Origin of the sequence: Mycolicibacterium houstonense, from assembly GCF_900078665.2 — a bacterium.
In the GTDB taxonomy this organism is placed as follows: domain Bacteria; phylum Actinomycetota; class Actinomycetes; order Mycobacteriales; family Mycobacteriaceae; genus Mycobacterium; species Mycobacterium houstonense.
The window spans coordinates 938,216-954,734 of sequence record NZ_LT546207.1 but is presented as its reverse complement, the minus strand read 5'-3'; the positions used below and the strand labels follow the sequence as shown (position 1 = coordinate 954,734).

The following is a 16,519-nucleotide window of genomic DNA, read 5'->3' as shown; positions in this document are numbered from 1 at the left end:
GTCAAGGACGGTTCCCGACGATCGGCCGCGAATCCGCTGCCCGCATCGTGTCTCGATGAAGGCGGACGCGACATGGGAAAGCGGACGTCCAAGCGTCCGCACGTCGACGGACTATTGCGGAGCGGAGCCGGACACGCCGTCGATCACTTCTGCAACCGTCTGGTCGCGGTCAACAGACAAACCCCGGCGCCGAGCCGCGCCGTCGAGCATGTACCAGGCATAGTCGGCAACGTCGCGGACAACCTGGGCCCTGCTCCGCACCGGAGACGGGTCGGACAGCCATCGCGTGAACGTGCCGTCGACCATCGTCACCACGGCAAACGGCAGTGTGCGCAACGGTTCGTAGTCGACGCCGACCAACTGCGCGATTTCGGACAGCCGTGCATCGATGAGCGTCTCGAAGCGGCGGCTGAGGCTCTGCACCGCGTCCAGCTCCGGACTGTCGGAATCGGCCGGGCCGGTGGCGAGAAACGCGTACCAGGCAGGGTGGTCGATCCGCCACGTCAGCAGGGAGCCGGCGGTCCTGAAGACGATCTCGTCGATCGATCCCGTCGAGAAATCCAGGTTTGCCGCGTACATGTCGAAGCACTGATCGAGAATGAAGGTCCGAACGCGACAATCGAAGGCGTCCCGGCTGTCGAACTGCCGGTAGAACACCGACCTGGCCAGGCCGGCCCGGGTGGCGATCTCCTCGACGCTCACGTCGCGGCCTACCGGCTTCTCGTCCAACAGTGCCACGGCGGCTTCGACAAGCCGTGCGCGCCGAGCGAAATTGTGTTCAGACCAACGCGCGTCGTTGATCGGATCCGCATCGCCGGCACGGTCGTCGGCGGAGGTGGGAACGGTACCCACGTCTCGATCCCCGCTTTCCGACGTCGTGAAGCCCCGAGGGCCGTGCCAGCCCGCTCAGTGTCTCACGGCCGCGTCGAGATGCCTGCGGACCACATCAAACCGGTTGCGCACCAGGTTCGAGCAGTCGTTTCGGGTGCATGCCGTCAACCTGGCCGATGAACGGCGGATGGATGCTGTAGCCGAGCATCCGGCGAATGTCCTCGGACACCGCCCGCACCGTGTCGCGCGTCATCGACAAGGTGAAGGCCTCCTGCGGGCGCAGCCACGGTTCGCAGTACTGCGCGGTCACCGCCAGGCGAGCTTTCGCGCTTCGGTTGGCGCCGCCGCCATGCCACAGCGTCCCGAGAAAGAACACACAGGAACCAGCGGTCATCACCACCGGTTCGCGCTGGGCGGCTTCGGGCAACCGGTCGCCCCACTCGTGACTGCCCGCGACGATATCGGTGGCGCCGTTGTCGGAGGTGAACTCGTCGATGGCCCAGATTGTGGCCGCACTCAAGGCTTTTCGGGGTCTCGGCAAGGGATAGAATCCGTCGTCGGTGTGCAAGAACTGGGCCTGCTCCCCCGGCAGGATGTTGATCACTTGCAACATCGAGAGCAGATAGTTCGGCATCAACAGCCGATCCAGCAGCGCCAGCACGCGCGGATGGTCGGCGATCCGGTCACAGCTCCGGGTTTTGTTCAAGACGCTGTACACCCGCTGGGTGGTGTGCCCTTCGAATCCGTTGCGGCCCCGCCGATCCAGCAGCGGTTCGACGTCCGCCCGAATCAGGTCGAGTTCGGCGTCGGTGAGCAGGCCCGGCAGGATCACGTACCCGTCGCGCAGTACGGCGGCCAGGTCGGCGTCGGCGATCGCCGGGTCGATCTGTTGGCCGCTGCTGGGGGTCCGTCGGTACGTACCCGCCAGGTCGCCGGCCAGTTCGGTCAACGATGTCACTTCGGTGCTCATGGCCTGCCCCTACCCGAAACATAACTGACTTCTGTTATGGTTCGAATATGGCACGGGCCCCGATCGGACGTCAACAGTTACTCGACGCCGCCCGTGACGAACTCGTCCACGGAAACGGGGCTATCGAACTGAGCGGTCTGACCCGTCGCGCCGGACTCAGCACCGGCGCCCTCTACCACCACTTCGGTTCGAAGAGCGGTCTGCTGGCGGCGATCTACGACGGCTTCTACGACGGGTTGCGCCACGCGATCGCGGATGCTCTCCTGCCCACCGGCGACTGGGCGACTCGCGAGCGTGACCGTACCCACCGTTTCGTCGCCTATCACCTCGCCGACCCGCTGGCACCGATCCTGCTCAACCGCACCGCGAGCGACCCGCAGCTGACCGAGCTCGAAGCCGCCTACATTCACGACCTGATGGACAACGCCGCCGCCAACATCCGCCACGGACAGCAACGGGGTGAACTGCCGGCAGATCTGGATCCCGAGAGTGCCGGTGCATACGTCATCGGCGGTCTGCGCCATGGCATCGCACAACAACTGCGGGCCACGCCGACGCCGAACGCCGACGAAGCGACGCGGACGCTTTGGCGCTTCACCGCCGCCGTCCTCGGCATCGCCTAGGCCGGCGGGCCGCCCGCGTAGACAATGGCGCGAAGATGGCCGCATCCCGTCTCGATTTCGTCGCGCACTCCGGATAACCGATACAAGTTCTCAGAATCAATAGAAGATTCGGAGGACCATCTCGACTGCCAGAGAAATGAACAGCACCATGACAGACTCCGCAACCCGCCAGAACCGTCAGGTCCTGCTGCGCCGCCGCCCCGAAGGGCTGGTCTCCCACGACGACACGGAGATGGTGACCACGCCCGCGCCGATGCCTGCCGAGGGTGAAGCGTTGTTGCGGACGACCTATGTCGGGATCGACGCTGCCGCCCGCACGTGGCTGGACGGCGAGCCGGGTTACCTTCCCGCGCTAGAGCTGGGCGATGTGGTGCGGGTGGCCGGCATCGGCGAGGTCGTCGAAACACGTTGCGATGCCTACAAGGTCGGCGACGTTGTCACCACGTTGACCGGACTGCAGGACTACGCGATCATCCGCGATGACCTCTTCAGCACGCCCGTGGTCGGCTACACCGATCCGCTGGCCGTGATGTCGATCTATGGGCCCACCGGTGCGACGGCCTATTTCGGCATGAAGGGTGTCGGCAAGCCGCAGGCCGGCGAAACCGTCGTCGTATCGGCCGCGGCCGGCGCCACCGGTTCCGTGGCCGGCCAGATCGCCAAGATCGCCGGGGCCCGGGTGGTCGGCATCGCCGGCGGCCCGGACAAATGCCGGGCCGTGGTCGAGGATTTCGGCTTCGACGCTTGTATCGACTACAAGGCCGGCAACCTCGTCGCCGCCCTCAAGGAGCAGTGTCCCGACGGGATCGATGTCTACTTCGACAATGTCGGCGGCGACATCCTCAACGCGGCGCTCGGCAACCTTGCGCACAAAGCGCGCGTGGTGATGTGCGGCATCATCTCCAGCTACCTGACCGGCGACCACCCCGGGCCGTCGAACTACGTCAACCTGCTGTCCAAGACGGCGACGATGCAGGGCTTCAACGCCCTCGAGGAATGGGCGCACTTCGACGAGGCGTTCGACGCACTCCGCGGTTGGGAACAGCAGGGCCTCCTGGTGCACCGCGAAACCGTCTACGACGGAATCGAATCCAGCGTCGACGCGCTCAACGGACTGTTCACCGGGGCCAACATCGGCAAGATGCTGGTGAAGATCAACGACCCGAGCCGCGGCTGACAGGACGGCGAAACCGCCGCCGAATGTTGTGATTCGGTAACGCTGTGACTCCTGTGGCTACTGTGGTATAGAGTACGTACCTACGTAGTTTATACGTAGCTCGGTGGTTCCAATATCGACTGCCGGCGCCTACGCAACGTGGGAGGGGAATGCGGCGATGCCTTCGCTTCCGCACGGACAACGACCGGTCTGGGATCGCCGAACACTGTTGCGCTCCGGACTTTTCGCGGCGGGCACACTGGCCGCGCTGGGTGCACCGGCCGCACACGCTGAGCCCGCCGCCGGACAATGGGACCCGACCCTGCCCAACCTGCTGAGTGCAGGTGCCCCCGGCGATCCGGTCGCCATCGCCAATGCCTCGCTGCAGGCGAGTGCGCAGGCCGCGCAGACGACGTTCGACCTGGGCCGAAAGTTTCTGGGAAGCCTGGGTCTTGTACCCGACACCGGTGCGGGCCCTGCACTTCGCGGTAACCGGGTGTATGGCCGGCAGGCCGTGGAGTACGTCATCCGGCGGGCCGGCAGTCAGCTCGGTGTGCCCTACTCCTGGGGCGGCGGCAGCTTGACCGGCCCCAGCCGTGGCGTCGATTCCGGTGCCAACACCGTCGGCTTCGACTGCTCCGGGCTCGTTCGCTACGCGTTCGCCGGCGTCGGTGTACTGCTCCCCCGCTACTCGGGCGACCAGTACACCGCGGGCCGCCAGCTGCCGCCGTCCCACGCCAAGCGTGGTGACCTGCTGTTCTGGGGCCCCGGCGGCGGACAACACGAGGCGCTCTACCTCGGCGGTGGTCAGATGCTCGAGGCCCAGCAGACCGGAGTCCCGGTCAAGATCTCGCCGGTTCGCACCGCGGGAATGACGCCGTTCGTCACGCGCATCATCGAATACTGACGCGATGGCAGCCGGGACAGGCGTGGCAGGCCGTAGTTGTATTGTTTGCCAGGACCACGAACCGGGAAAGGTGGGGAAATGCGCAACCAGCCATCTCCGAACAGGCCTCGCGCCCGGATGTGGCTGCTGGTCTGCGCCGTCATCGTCGGCGTCATCGCGGCGATCACGGTGAAAACCAACGTCTTCGGCGTCACCGACACGGCGGAACGCGCGGTGCTGGACCGGTGCGAAACCGATGTGCGCGGCAAGCTGGCTTCACCCGAGGCAGCACAGCTTGCCGGCGTGCGGGCGACGGTCGCTGAGCTCGAGCCCGACACCCGTGACTTGTTCGCCCTGACCACCAATCAACCGCTCAAGGATGTCGATCAGTCACGTATCACGGTGTGGAATGTCTCCGGAACGGTCGAGGCCGAAACCGAGGTCGGCAGCACGATCCACGACCCCTTCACCTGCCGCGCATACTTCGTCGACGGCAACTTGGTCGACACGCTGGTCCTTTTCGACCGCGAACACTGACGTCACCCACAGAACAGACCTGAGGTGCCCAGCACGAACGTCGCGAGCGGGACCATGAAAATCACCGTCATCGCACCGCACAGGCCCAGCCGTGTGCTGATGCGCGACCACACCGCCGGCGGGAGCACCAGTCGCTCAGCCCGGCTCAGCAATGCCACATCTGCCGCACCCATGGCCTCGGCAGGCGTCGCGCCCGCCAGGGCCATGAGCCCGGTCAGGAGCGTGTGTTGCCCGTGGCGGCGTGCCGCGGCGTCGTCGGCGCACATCTCCAACAACCGAGAAACCTCGCGGGCTCCCCTGGTGATCAGCGTCATCCGCGGGAGGACCATCGCCAACCCACGTAGCGCGGTCACGATCTCGGAATGCCGCCCGGCCAGATGCGCCCGCTCATGGGCCAGGACTGCCAGCAACCCGTCCCGGTCCAGCGTGGCCACCGCACCACTGGTGACCACGATCGCCGGGGGCCGACCCGCCACGCAGTACGCCGTGCGCTCCCCGGCGTCGATGATGAAGACGTCCGCCTGACCCGTCGGACGGCCGACGAGCCGCACTGCTTGTGCGTGCCCGTGAGCGTGGGAGTTCAGCCGCCGAATGGTGCGGGCCAGTTTGATCGCCACACCGATGCCAGTTGCGAGCAGGCCGAGAGCGACCACCACCACGGCCAGTTGGGCCGCGATGCCCACGCGTCCGGCAGCGATCTCACAGAGAAACCGCACGCAGGCCGTCAGCAACGATCTGCGTTGTCCATCGTGGAAGACCACGTCGACCAGGACCAGGACGGGAATCGCCGTCCAGGTGGCCAACACACTGAGGATCGCGGTCAACCACACCGCGACCCCGAATCTCGGAGCCGCCCCGCTGCCGGTGAGCACGCTCAGTAGCCGCGGTGCCAGCACCACCATTGCCGCGCTGTAAATCAGCAGGCCCGCGGCGACATTCACTGCTTCTTCGCCCTCGCCGATCGTCTCGCCAAAGTGCGGAGGGCGGCGCGCAAGCGATCGGAATCCTGCGGATCGATCTGCTCGATGAAGTAGCTGAGCACCAGATCCGACCGGCCGCCGCCGTCGAGCGCCTCGCGCATCAGCCGAGCCGAGTGCTGTTCGCGATTCAGCGTCGCCCAGTAGCGGTAGGCCCGGCCGTCGCGGTCACGCTCCAGCCAACCTTTGGTGTGCAGGTTGTCCATCGTCGACATCACGGTGGTGTACGCGATGCGACGCTCCCGGGAGAGCTCGTCGAAGACCTCGCGCACGGTGACTGCGGCGGGATCGCGGTTCCAGATGCGATCCATGATGTCGGCTTCGAGTTCGCCGAATCCTCGTACCCGCACTACACCCTCCCCGATCGGTCACCTGAGACTACCGCGGGCAAGGCGTGAACCGCGTCCCGACGCGGCACGGGTTCTACTGGTCAGGTCAGTACGTAGCACTTCGCTAGATCGTCAGCGGTACTCAATGCTGGTCATCATTCCCGCCTCCTGGTGGTAAGTGTTGTGGCAGTGCAACATCCACACTCCCGGGTTGTCGGCATCGAAAATGAAGCGCAGCCGCTGCCCCGGCAGGACCGCCACCGTGTCCTTACGGGCGCCAGGACGGCCATCGCTAGCGAGCACCTGAAACGTGTGTCCGTGCAGATGCATCGGATGCCACATCATCGTGGAATTCCGGAAGGCCATGGCGACGCGATGTCCTTCCCGCACGGTGAGTGGCTGCGCATGCGCGAACGCACGACCGTTGATCGTCCACTGGTAATCGGCCATCGAACCGCCCAGCTCGACCGGCAGCTCGGCATCCGCGGGGGTGGAATCGAACGAGACTTCCGGAGGTGCGCTGAATGACCCGACCGTTCCGAGTCGGCCCCGCAACTCCCGCGGTGTGTAATCGAGTGGCGGATTCGCACCGCTTGCGGTCACCAACAGCGCCCGCGTCGACGCGTTCTTGCCCTCGGCGGCGGCCACCAGCGGGAACACGCCCGCTCCCGCGGTGACGACGACGTCGTAGCGTTCACCCATCCCGATCAGTAGCGCATCCACCTCGGTGGGAACAACCGGAAAACCGTCGGTGTGGGTGACGGTCATGCGGTGCTCGGCCAGTGCCACCCGGAACGCGGTGTCGGAACCGGCGTTGATCAACCGGATCCGGACCCGCTGGCCAGGTCGTACCCGAAAGCTGGTGGGATTCCGGGGATCCCGGCCGTTGATCAGGTACATCGGATAGTCCACGTCACCGGGGTCGCTGCCCAGTGGACCCCGATCGCCGCCGCTCATACCTGGCATCTCATGCATTCCCGGCATGTGGTGCCCAGCTCCAGTGGACGTGCGCAGCCGGTCATAGACCTGGATCGGGCTCGATCCGACGCCGTCGGTCCAATCGTCGAGCATTACCACCCACTCCTCGTCGTACCTGCCCGGCTCGTTCGGGTCGTCGACGATGATCGGGAAGTACAGGCCGGTGTCGGCGTCGAGCCCGGTATGTGGATGAGCCCAGTACGTCCCCGGATGAGGAACCGAGAACCGGTAGGTGAAATCGCGGCCGTCTGGGATGTCGGGGGTGGCCGGGGACGCGCCGTCCATGTCGTTGCGGAGCGCGATGCCATGCCAGTGCATCGAGGTTGGACGGCCGAGCCGATTGCGCACGGTGATCTCCAGGTCATCGCCGACCGATGCCCGCAGGAGCGGGCCGGGCACGACATCGTTGTAGGCGATCGTCTCGGCGACCGTGCCGCCTAGGTCCGCCTGTGTTCGCCGCGCGGTCAGGATGGTGGACACGGTACGGCCGCTGTGTGAGCGACGGGCCTCGGCTGCGGCAATCGCATCGGGGGTGGTCATGGTGCCCACCGCGCCCGCGTCCCGGGTGCAACCCGCGACTGCCGTCGCACCCAGTGTCGCGGAGGCGAGGAGGAATCCGCGGCGACTGATGGGCGGTGGGCTGGCGATCTCGGTCATGACGTGGCTCTCCGGTGTCGGTTTCATCGGGGCCGACGGTGTGTCACCCCCGCATCCACCCTGGCGACGGAGAACAGGGAATCGGTATGGGTTGTATGAAGGTTCGTTGAAGAAGCGCGCAGGAGCTGCGCCCTCATGACATATGGAGTAACTACGTACGCACGTAAGTAGTGATCGGGCTCACCTATCTACTATCCACGTACGTACCTAGTAGACTGGGTCGGACCAGGTTGTGGATCCGCCCGAACGGGCGTGGTCGTCAATGACACCTCGTCGATGGAGGCCTCGTGCAGTACCCCGCCAGACCCCTGTGGATCACCGCGATCGTCGCGACCGTCATGCTCGGTGCATCAACGGTGGCCGCCACGTCGGCAATGGCTGAACCCGAGGGGCACCCGCAACCCGCCGAACCGGCGCCACACCTGAGCTCGACGCCGCTGCCGTTCGGAGCACCGATCGGCGAGGCGGCCAACGTCGGGATCCCGGCCGGCCAGAATCCGCTCCCCTTCACCGGCCAATCCCCATTTCTCCCGCCCGCATTCAATCCCGCCAACGGATCAATGGTCGGCGTGGCCAAGCCGATCTACATCACCTTCCAGCGGCCGATCGCCGACCGCCAAATGGCAGAAGACGCCATCCACATCTCGTCCAACCCGCCGGTGCCCGGAAAGTTCTACTGGATGAGCGATACTCAAGTTCGCTGGCGCCCAATTGATTTCTGGCCGGCGGGCACGGTGGTCAATATCGATGCCGGCGGCACGAAGTCGAGCTTCCGCGTGGGCGACTCGGTCGTTGCCACCATCGACGACGCAACTCACCAGATGCAGGTTCACCGCAACGGACGGCTGGAGAAGACGTTTCCGGTCTCCCTCGGCAAGCCGGGTTACGAAACCCCCAACGGCACCTATTACGTGCTCGAGAAGTTCGCCGACATCGTGATGGACTCGTCAACCTATGGCGTGCCGGTGAATTCGGGCGAAGGTTACCGCCTGAAGGTCAAGAATGCGGTACGCCTCAGCAACAGCGGGATCTTCGTGCACAGTGCGCCCTGGTCTGTCGCCGATCAGGGCAAGCGCAACGTCAGCCACGGTTGCCCGAACCTGAGCCCGGAGAATGCGCAGTGGTTCTTCGACAACTTCGGCAGCGGCGACCCGGTGGTCGTCAAGAACTCTGTCGGCGTGTACACCCAACCGGACGGCGCGAACGACTGGCAGATCTAGGACCCGCGCCAGCTCAGAAATTGCCGTCCAGGAAGTCCGCGTACGCCGGCAGATCGAGCTGGCCGTGGCCCGACAGCCCGATCACGATCACCTGCTCGGTCGGATCGTCGGCCACATGGGCCGCCGCGGCCGCGATTGCGTGAGTCGATTCGGGGGCCGGCACGATGCCTTGGGTACGAGCGAACCGGACGCCGGCCGAGAAGGCGTCATGCTGCGAGACTGCGAGGCCCTCGACCAACCCGAGTTCGACGGTGTGGCTGAGCGCGGGTGCCATGCCGTGATAACGCAGCCCCCCGGCGTGGATCGGGTCTGGAACGAAATCCATACCGAGCGTGTGCATTTTGAGCAGCGGCGTCAGCCCGGCCACGTCGCCGTGGTCGTAGCGGTACTCCCCCTGTGTGATCGACGGGCACGCGGCCGGCTCAGCGGCCACCACCCTCGGGTTCGATCGACCGTGGATCTTCTCGCGCAGGAACGGGAAGGCCAGCCCGGCGAGGTTGGAACCACCTCCGGCGCAACCGAACACCACATCGGCACCGCCGGACTCGAACGCCGCGAGCTGCGCGACGGCCTCCAGGCCGATGACGCTCTGGTGGAGGACGACGTGGTTCAGAACGCTGCCCAGGGCGTAGCGGGTATCGGGATCGCCCGCGGCCACCTCGACCGCCTCGCTGACTGCCATACCGAGGCTTCCACTGGTGTCCGGGTTCTTCGCCAGGATCGCGCGCCCCGCCGCGGTGAGATTCGACGGGCTCGAGTGGACGGTGCCGCCGTAGGTCCGGATCAGATGTCCGCGGTAGGGCTTCGATTCGTACGACGCACGGACCTGCCACACCTCGATCTCGAGACCGAACTGCGCTCCGGCGAAGGACAATGCGCTGCCCCACTGCCCGGCACCGGTCTCGGTGGTCAGCTTACGCACCCCGTCTATGCTGTTGTAATAGGCCTGCGCCACAGCGGAATTGGTCTTGTGGCTGCCGACCGGGCTGACCCCCTCGTACTTGACGTAGATACGGGCGCCGGTGTTGAGCGACTTCTCGAACCTCCTGGCCCGGATCAACGGCGACGGACGCCACATCGAGTAGATGTCGCGCACCACGTCCGGGATCGCGATGTACGCCTCGGTCGACACCTCCTGCGCGATCAGCCCGCTCGGGAACAGCGCCGCCAGATCGTCGGGGCCGACCGGCTCCTTGGTGCCCGGATGCAGGTGCGGCGGGATCGGCTGATCGAGCTCGGCGGCGAGGTTGTACCAGTGCGTCGGCACCTCGACGGTAACCAGGTCCGGATGGGTGGCGTCGGCGTGCAGCGTCATGCCGACACTGTAGCCGGGCGCACTTCCAAGCCCTCGACCAGTGCAATTGCTCCCGCGATCGAAAGCATGTGCCCCTGACCACTCTGACCTTGGCGCGTCATTCGAACGAATTTTCTTTGACTTCAGGATGTTTACAACAGGCCGGGACCGGATAGCCAACGGGTCCGTGAGATTCATCCGAATACGGATTGGAGGTCTACGGCATGAAGATCACCAAGATCATTGGTACCGCAGCTGTTGCAGGGGCAATGGCGGCCGGGGCCGTCGGACTGAGCGCAGCCACCGCAAGCGCCGCGCCCCCGCAGCCGATGATTGGTATGACGATTCCAGGGGGTCCGAACCCGGGCCCGCCGCCCACATGGGCTCCGCCGGCGCCTGCGGCACCGGCTTGGGGTGCGGGCAACCCTCAGGTTTGGGATGAGGGCTGGAACCACTGGGGCGTCTGGATGAACGGAGTGTTCGTGCCGACGTTCTAGTCGGGACCGACCCCACTCTCCGTCATCGCAGGTGACCGCCTGCGGTGGCGGAACTTTCTCTGAACGGCCTCACATCGCGCGTTCCATCGGGCGGGACTGCCGACGAAGGTGTGGGTGGCGACGCCGTATGTTTCTCGGCATGACCGACCTGGAACTGAAGGAGATCAACACGCCTGCCGGAGTGTTGCGGTATTACGACACCGGCGAGGGACCGGCGCTGTTGTTCCTGCACGGCTCGGGTCCAGGGGTGACCGGTTGGCGCAACTTCCATGGGATTCTCCCCACCTTCGCAAGCCACTTCCGTTGTCTCATCCTGGAATTCCCGGGATTCGGTGTCACCGACGACATCGGTGGTCATCCGATGGTGACCGCGCAAGCCGTCGTCGGCCCCTTCCTGGACGCCCTCGGTGTGGAGTGCGTCCACATCGTCGGCAACTCGATGGGCGGCGGCGTCGGCATCAATTTCGCAATTCATCACCCCGACCGCATCGGCAAGCTCGTGACGATCGGTGGTATCGGAACCAATGTGTTCAGCCCGGGACCGAGTGAGGGAATCCGGCTGCTGCAGGAGTTCACCGAGGATCCGACACGTCAGCGCCTCGTCGACTGGCTCAACTCGATGGTCTACGACCCGGCGCTGGTCACCGACGAGCTGATCGAGCAGCGGTGGGAGCTGGCGACCGATCCCACGACGCTGGCGGCAGCCAAACGCATGTACGGCAAGGCCGCATTCGCGGGAATGATGGCCGCCATGCGTGCCTCAGACGCGCCGATGCCGTGGGCGCAGATGCACAAGGTCGCCGCCCCCACCCTGTTGACCTGGGGCCGCGACGACCGGGTGAGTCCGCTCGACATGGCCCTGCTCCCGATGCGGACCATCCCGAACGCCGAACTCCACGTGTTCCCCAACTGCGGGCACTGGGCCATGATCGAGGCGAAACAGGCTTTCGAGCAGACCGTGTTGGGCTTCTTGACCCGCGGCTGACGGATCCGGGCCCGTCGGCCGTCCGAAGCGTCCTCGGCCGTCGAGATCACACAGCGGGCACCAACGATCGACACAGGGCTGACACAAGCCACCGAATTAGCGTTGCCTTCCGTGCGGCACGTCGTCGCACTGGTGAGAAACGGAGCAAGGCAATGCGTTTCAAGAAGACTGTCGGTGTTTCGGTGATGGCGGCAGGCGTCGGCCTGGCCGGGTTGTTCGGCACCGGAATGAGTACCGCCGCCGCTGATCCCGGCCAGGGCTGCGACCGCCCGGGCGCTCCCTGCGACCGTCGCGACGACCGGGGCCCAGCCCCCGAAGAGTGGCACAATCGCGGCATCGATCAGGGCCGCCGCGATCACCAGCCCTTCGATTGGAACGGACAGCGGGTTACCCCGGTACCCGCCGCGGACGGTCATGGCTGGGGCTTTTGGTTTCTGGGTACTTGGATTCCGCTGTAGGAGAACCGGTTTCCGGTGGGGGCGCCGCACTGCCGAACCGGGGCGCCCCCACGAGATCCTCGCGCAGCTCAACGTGGCGTCGTGCACACCGCCTTCACCGCACCGTCCATCGCGGTGGCCGCGTTCCAGCCGGCATGGTCGCCGGGCTGGAACTTCGGCAGCTTGGCGGCATAGTTGTCGACGTAACGAGACTGGGCTCGCAGCAGGCCGATCAACAGTGGGTCTTTGGCCTTGTCCGCCAGGCGGCGCAGCTCGGCGGCTTCCTCGCGCATCACCGGGACGACGGCCATAGTCACCGATCGCTGTTTGGGCGACCAGCGCGCCGCCGGAATCCGGTGATCGGTCTTGGCCCAGGCCTGCTGCTTGCCGTCGAATCCGGCGCTGACCCGCTGCCACTGACCGCACACCGGATCGGGCTTGGCCGCGGCGAACGCCTGCGCGGAATGCGGGCCGGGCTCGTTCATGACTGCCGGCGCAACCACTTCGGCGGGAACAGGTTTGGGCGCGCCGGACGATGCCGGGCCGGCGACCGCCTGCTGATCGTCGTGCCTTGGCAAGGCGACGGCCACCACCCCGCCGGCGATCAAGGCCGCCGCGGCCGTGAGGCCGACCGCGGTCCAGGCCCGCGACCGATTGCTGCTCAACAGGGACGTCAGCGGCCTGCGACGACTGACGCTCCCGCTGCCGAGGGCCACGGTGAACGCGGCGTCCGGGCGAGCGCGTAGCTCGGCGACAGCCACTTCGACGGCGGCGGTGGGGGTGCCCAGATCGGTGAGGGCCTTGACGAAGCGGGCCACCGACACGAGATCACGGCTGTAGAGGTTCTCCTGCGGTTGCATGGCGGGCAAGAAACGCGTGACCAGATCCTCACGCAACTGGGATGCCCGAGCGACCTCGCCTGCGGTCAGCCAGTGCCCTGGAACATCCGCTGTGCCAGCCCCGGTCATCCGATCGCCCTTCTTCCCGCGCACACCAGATGATTGGTACAACACCCGATATGTGCGCTGCAACCGGACGAGCGCCAGATCAGCGCCACGTTGCGATCACAAGTCAGCCACCGGGAGATCACGCCCGTTCAGCTCGGCGCGGCGCCGGGATCGGCTGGCAAACAACCACTCTCGCCTCACGACGGGAAGTACACCACCTGGTTGGCGAACAGCGAGTGTGGCCGGCCGAGGTAGTTGGCCGCGGCGGCGACGGCAGCGCGGGTGACTACATCGTGGTCGCCGTACTCATCGATACACAACGACTCGAGGGTGTCGCCGGCCGCATGGCGACGTCGGTTGAGCCCGGGAATGAGCAGCACCTGACCGGGTGCTGGGTCCGCTACGGGATCGAGGTTGTTGGCATTGGCGATGACGACCGATAGGTGGTCGTCGCCGTACCACCGGCCCGCCAGTCCCGCAAAGCTCTCCCCCGCTACGACGGTGTGGTGACCGACATCGGCGAGATCGGGCAGCAGCAACCACGCTCCCCGCTGGATCGGGCGTTGTGCCACACCGTTCACCACTTCCCAGATGAACTGAATCCCCGGATCTTGGGTCCCGTAGAAGGACTGGGTGAGTTGTCTACGGGCGGTGGTTCCGTCGTCCGTCGTGAACAGATGACGGTAGGTGACGTACGGGATCAGCAGTTCCTGTCCCACGCTGATCAGATCCGGATTACTGAGGTGATTCTGCTCGGCGATGACGGGATAGAGACCACCGTCGCCGTATTCGCGTTGCGCGATGCCGAACAACGTGTCCCCGGGCGCCACGGTGTAGTTCTTCATCTACGTTGCCTTTCTGATCGCGTGGAGGCGTCGATCGGCTCAGTGTCAGATGCCCGCCAGGTCGTCGTCGCGGGTAGCCGGCTACCCGATAACCTGGTCGAGATTGAGGTAGCCCGCTACGCGTGACCGCCCAGTGCGGCTGCAGTCATCCTGAGATGGCTCCACCTGTCAGTTCGAGACCGGACGGTGATGACGATGGGATACGAGGTGTGGCCATGACTGTGCTGGCCGCCGGACACGCGCCGGCCGTTGATCGCCCGGCACTCACCCTCGCCGGGGCCGACAAGGCGCCGGCAGGCGACCAGCCGCCGGCAGGCATTCGAAACGCGTTGCGTCACCGGCCGTCCTCCGTGTGGCGAGAAGTCGCCCGCGGCAGGCTCGCCGATCTGCGGGCCGACCTCTACGGGCTTCCTTCGGAGTGCCGAGACGACCCCCGGTTTCTCGACGCGCGGCACCGGCTGATGGAGGCCGAACAGATCGTCGATGCCCCGCCCAGCTTGCGTGGACTACTGAACGGGGCAGCCGTTGAGGCCAGCTGGATTCGGATCCACGCGATCGATATCGCGGTGCTACGCCTCGCCGGGCCGGACCTCGTCCGGGCCCGGCTGCCCGAGATCGTGGCCACCGGAAAGGAACTGCTGGGCGACAATCATGAGGCCGTGACGACCCTGCGTGCCATCATGGAGCGTGCGGAATGGACCGGCCAGGACCGGGAAGCGTTGGCGCACAGCGCCAAGGCGGTGCACGCGGCGTCCGACAGCGAAAGCATCCGGCTGCGGAGTTTCCGCAACATCCTCCTCGGTGCCACGGCCGCGCTCGCGTTGTTGGCCGTCTGCTTCGGCGTCGTGGGCGCGCTGAGGCCCGACACGTTCGGTCTGGTCTCGACCGGCACCTCGATGCCTCGTGCCGACATCGCCATCGCAGAGCTGCTGGGTTTGGTGAGCGCCAGTCTTGTTGGTGCGGTCGCCATCCGCCGGATGAAGGGGACATCGACGGCATACGCGCTGCCGATGGCGTCGTTGCTGCTGAAGCTGCCGACCGGGGCGCTGACCGCGGTGGCCGGCTTGATGATGGTCAAGGCGGGGATCGCCGGGGAGGGCTTCAACATCACCAACAGCGCCCACGTGGTGGCGTACTCGTTGCTCTTCGGAGCATCGCAGCAGGGCATCACCGGACTGGTGGACCGGCAGGCTCAAAGCCTGCTCAACAACGTCGCGTCCAAAGACAACGCGTAACCCCCGCGGGCAGCGGAAATCGAGTAGCGGACTACGCGCGCGTATGACGCGAAACGGCACCTAGCGTCGTGGTGTCAGCCTCGCGTCACCCGGCCCGGTCCGGCCCACAGAAAAGGAAACCATCGTGATCGACGCGGTACAGATCTTCTGGTCTCCGAGCGGTGTGAGTCTGCCGTCGCTGGACACCAAATCACTGGTCGACATCCACGACGGCGACACCCCGTCGATCCGCATGCCGGTGCGGATGCTGTCGATCGACACTCCCGAGGTCACCGCCCGCTCCGCCGAGGGGGCCGCCCGGGTAGACCTCAAACTCGCCCAGCTGGCGCAGTGGATCCAGGAGCGCCCCGGCGATGTGCCGATCTCACGCCGGTTCGCCGACTACCTGGTGCCCAAGCTCGCCACCGGTACCGCGGGCACCCTGCAGTTCACGCAGGGCACTGCCGCCGCAGACTTCGCGAAAACCAATGCCGAACAACGACTTACCCGTCCAGACGGCACCAAGCGCCTGCTGTTCGTACGCACCGCGGACACTCCGTTCGAGGGCCACGGCAGGCTGCTGGCCTACGTCGCGCCCAATTACTCCAAGGCCGAACTCCAATCGATTCCGCGCGCCGAACGCTCCACATTCAACCTCGACATGGTGCGCGCCGGGTGGGCTGTACCCTTCATCCTCTATCCGTCCATCCCCGGTGAACTGGACCTGCCGCTGATGCTCGAGGCCGCCGAGAACGCGGTTGAGCGAAAACTCGGGATCTGGGCCGACGAGCACTCGCTGCCCGCCTACGAATACCGCTCGGCCGAACGCCTCTACGCCATCGCCAAGGCGATCATCGTGGACGGCGAGCCCGTGGGCGACCGGTTCGGCTGGCGTGAACGCTACTGCGTCGACATGCGGACCCGGGTGTTGTTCGGACCCGAGGACTACTTCCAGATCGATCCGGTCTACCGATTGTGGTTGTGGCAGGCAGACGTCCGGGAGGCGGTGGCGCGGCTCAACCTCACCCCCTCACCGCTCCTGGTGGGTGCGGCCTAGCCGCCCATCGGTGGTGGACTTGGCATGATGCGGGGATGGGTCGGCGCACCGCGCCCTCCCCAACCGGTTGCCGGCTCTA

The 16,519-nt window shown here is 66.0% G+C and carries 17 protein-coding genes; 9 read left to right on the top strand and 8 right to left on the bottom strand.

Annotation, left to right across the window (positions count from 1 at the left end):
* Positions 1-111: 111 nt before the first annotated feature.
* Positions 112-852, bottom strand: a complete 741-nt coding sequence (locus BN4332_RS04730; RefSeq protein ID WP_074132968.1) for a TetR/AcrR family transcriptional regulator — start codon at positions 850-852, stop codon at positions 112-114.
* Positions 853-946: 94 nt separating this feature from the next.
* Positions 947-1,801: a phytanoyl-CoA dioxygenase family protein gene (locus tag BN4332_RS04725; RefSeq protein WP_066897401.1), complete on the bottom strand. Its 855-nt coding sequence runs from the start codon at positions 1,799-1,801 to the stop codon at positions 947-949.
* Positions 1,802-1,848: 47 nt separating this feature from the next.
* Here BN4332_RS04725 and BN4332_RS04720 point away from each other — a divergent pair, with 47 nt between their 5' ends.
* From BN4332_RS04720 to BN4332_RS04705, 4 genes are all read left to right on the top strand, one after another.
* A complete protein-coding gene (locus BN4332_RS04720) occupies positions 1,849-2,424 on the top strand; it encodes a TetR/AcrR family transcriptional regulator (RefSeq protein ID WP_066897400.1) in 576 nt (191 codons plus the stop codon).
* A 148-nt stretch (positions 2,425-2,572) separates the two neighbouring features.
* Positions 2,573-3,601, top strand: a complete 1,029-nt coding sequence (locus tag BN4332_RS04715) for an NADP-dependent oxidoreductase (protein WP_200820259.1) — start codon at positions 2,573-2,575, stop codon at positions 3,599-3,601.
* A gap of 157 nt (positions 3,602-3,758) precedes the next feature.
* Entirely contained in the window at positions 3,759-4,487 is a 729-nt protein-coding gene (gene ripB, locus BN4332_RS04710; protein WP_066897398.1) for an NlpC/P60 family peptidoglycan endopeptidase RipB, read from the top strand.
* Positions 4,488-4,565: 78 nt separating this feature from the next.
* Entirely contained in the window at positions 4,566-5,003 is a 438-nt protein-coding gene (locus tag BN4332_RS04705) for a hypothetical protein (protein WP_074132967.1), read from the top strand.
* A 2-nt stretch (positions 5,004-5,005) separates the two neighbouring features.
* Here the strand turns inward: BN4332_RS04705 and BN4332_RS04700 are convergent, their stop codons facing one another.
* The 3 genes from BN4332_RS04700 to BN4332_RS04690 form a co-directional block, all read right to left on the bottom strand.
* Entirely contained in the window at positions 5,006-5,944 is a 939-nt protein-coding gene (locus BN4332_RS04700) for a M56 family metallopeptidase (protein ID WP_066897396.1), read from the bottom strand.
* Positions 5,941-6,330, bottom strand: coding sequence for a BlaI/MecI/CopY family transcriptional regulator (locus BN4332_RS04695; RefSeq protein ID WP_066897395.1), 390 nt, complete (start codon positions 6,328-6,330; stop codon positions 5,941-5,943). Before BN4332_RS04695 ends, BN4332_RS04700 begins: the two co-directional genes overlap by 4 nt.
* Before the next feature lie 111 nt (positions 6,331-6,441).
* A complete protein-coding gene (locus BN4332_RS04690) occupies positions 6,442-7,971 on the bottom strand; it encodes a multicopper oxidase family protein (protein ID WP_235654013.1) in 1,530 nt (509 codons plus the stop codon).
* Between the two features lie 311 nt (positions 7,972-8,282).
* On the opposite strand from BN4332_RS04690, the gene BN4332_RS04685 reads away from it, so the two are divergent.
* Positions 8,283-9,164 carry a L,D-transpeptidase gene (locus BN4332_RS04685; RefSeq protein ID WP_066897482.1) on the top strand — a complete coding sequence of 294 codons (882 nt, stop codon included), beginning with the start codon at positions 8,283-8,285 and terminating at the stop codon, positions 9,162-9,164.
* A gap of 13 nt (positions 9,165-9,177) precedes the next feature.
* On the opposite strand, the gene BN4332_RS04680 is transcribed toward BN4332_RS04685, so the two are convergent.
* Positions 9,178-10,479 carry a TrpB-like pyridoxal phosphate-dependent enzyme gene (locus tag BN4332_RS04680; protein WP_066897393.1) on the bottom strand — a complete coding sequence of 434 codons (1,302 nt, stop codon included), beginning with the start codon at positions 10,477-10,479 and terminating at the stop codon, positions 9,178-9,180.
* A 615-nt stretch (positions 10,480-11,094) separates the two neighbouring features.
* Here BN4332_RS04680 and BN4332_RS04670 point away from each other — a divergent pair.
* A complete protein-coding gene (locus tag BN4332_RS04670; RefSeq protein WP_066897481.1) occupies positions 11,095-11,940 on the top strand; it encodes an alpha/beta fold hydrolase in 846 nt (281 codons plus the stop codon).
* A 152-nt stretch (positions 11,941-12,092) separates the two neighbouring features.
* Positions 12,093-12,398: a hypothetical protein gene (locus BN4332_RS04665; RefSeq protein WP_066897392.1), complete on the top strand. Its 306-nt coding sequence runs from the start codon at positions 12,093-12,095 to the stop codon at positions 12,396-12,398.
* Positions 12,399-12,466: 68 nt separating this feature from the next.
* Here the strand turns inward: BN4332_RS04665 and BN4332_RS04660 are convergent, their stop codons facing one another.
* Positions 12,467-13,345: an ESX-1 system-associated protein gene (locus BN4332_RS04660; protein WP_096866832.1), complete on the bottom strand. Its 879-nt coding sequence runs from the start codon at positions 13,343-13,345 to the stop codon at positions 12,467-12,469.
* Between the two features lie 176 nt (positions 13,346-13,521).
* The gene (locus BN4332_RS04655) at positions 13,522-14,169 is read right to left on the bottom strand and encodes a LysM peptidoglycan-binding domain-containing protein (protein ID WP_066897390.1); all 648 of its coding nucleotides are present in this window, start codon (positions 14,167-14,169) and stop codon (positions 13,522-13,524) included.
* Between the two features lie 215 nt (positions 14,170-14,384).
* Between BN4332_RS04655 and BN4332_RS04650 the strand changes: the two genes are divergently transcribed.
* Positions 14,385-15,404: a hypothetical protein gene (locus BN4332_RS04650; protein WP_160110804.1), complete on the top strand. Its 1,020-nt coding sequence runs from the start codon at positions 14,385-14,387 to the stop codon at positions 15,402-15,404.
* A gap of 124 nt (positions 15,405-15,528) precedes the next feature.
* Complete coding sequence (locus BN4332_RS04645) at positions 15,529-16,440, top strand: thermonuclease family protein (RefSeq protein WP_066897388.1); 912 nt, start codon at positions 15,529-15,531, stop codon at positions 16,438-16,440.
* Positions 16,441-16,519 lie beyond the last annotated feature (79 nt).

What these genes read in the sequence shown, in the direction of transcription:
- BN4332_RS04725 (WP_066897401.1), bottom strand. Translation starts at nt 1,801, where the DNA reads ATGAGCACCGAAGTGACATCGTTGACCGAACTGGCCGGCGACCTGGCG.
- BN4332_RS04720 (WP_066897400.1), top strand. Translation starts at nt 1,849, where the DNA reads ATGGCACGGGCCCCGATCGGACGTCAACAGTTACTCGACGCCGCCCGT.
- BN4332_RS04715 (WP_200820259.1), top strand. Translation starts at nt 2,573, where the DNA reads ATGACAGACTCCGCAACCCGCCAGAACCGTCAGGTCCTGCTGCGCCGC.
- ripB (WP_066897398.1), top strand. Translation starts at nt 3,759, where the DNA reads ATGCCTTCGCTTCCGCACGGACAACGACCGGTCTGGGATCGCCGAACA.
- BN4332_RS04705 (WP_074132967.1), top strand. Translation starts at nt 4,566, where the DNA reads ATGCGCAACCAGCCATCTCCGAACAGGCCTCGCGCCCGGATGTGGCTG.
- BN4332_RS04690 (WP_235654013.1), bottom strand. Translation starts at nt 7,971, where the DNA reads ATGAAACCGACACCGGAGAGCCACGTCATGACCGAGATCGCCAGCCCA.
- BN4332_RS04685 (WP_066897482.1), top strand. Translation starts at nt 8,283, where the DNA reads ATGCTCGGTGCATCAACGGTGGCCGCCACGTCGGCAATGGCTGAACCC.
- BN4332_RS04680 (WP_066897393.1), bottom strand. Translation starts at nt 10,479, where the DNA reads ATGACGCTGCACGCCGACGCCACCCATCCGGACCTGGTTACCGTCGAG.
- BN4332_RS04670 (WP_066897481.1), top strand. Translation starts at nt 11,095, where the DNA reads ATGACCGACCTGGAACTGAAGGAGATCAACACGCCTGCCGGAGTGTTG.
- BN4332_RS04665 (WP_066897392.1), top strand. Translation starts at nt 12,093, where the DNA reads ATGCGTTTCAAGAAGACTGTCGGTGTTTCGGTGATGGCGGCAGGCGTC.
- BN4332_RS04660 (WP_096866832.1), bottom strand. Translation starts at nt 13,345, where the DNA reads ATGACCGGGGCTGGCACAGCGGATGTTCCAGGGCACTGGCTGACCGCA.
- BN4332_RS04655 (WP_066897390.1), bottom strand. Translation starts at nt 14,169, where the DNA reads ATGAAGAACTACACCGTGGCGCCCGGGGACACGTTGTTCGGCATCGCG.
- BN4332_RS04650 (WP_160110804.1), top strand. Translation starts at nt 14,385, where the DNA reads ATGACTGTGCTGGCCGCCGGACACGCGCCGGCCGTTGATCGCCCGGCA.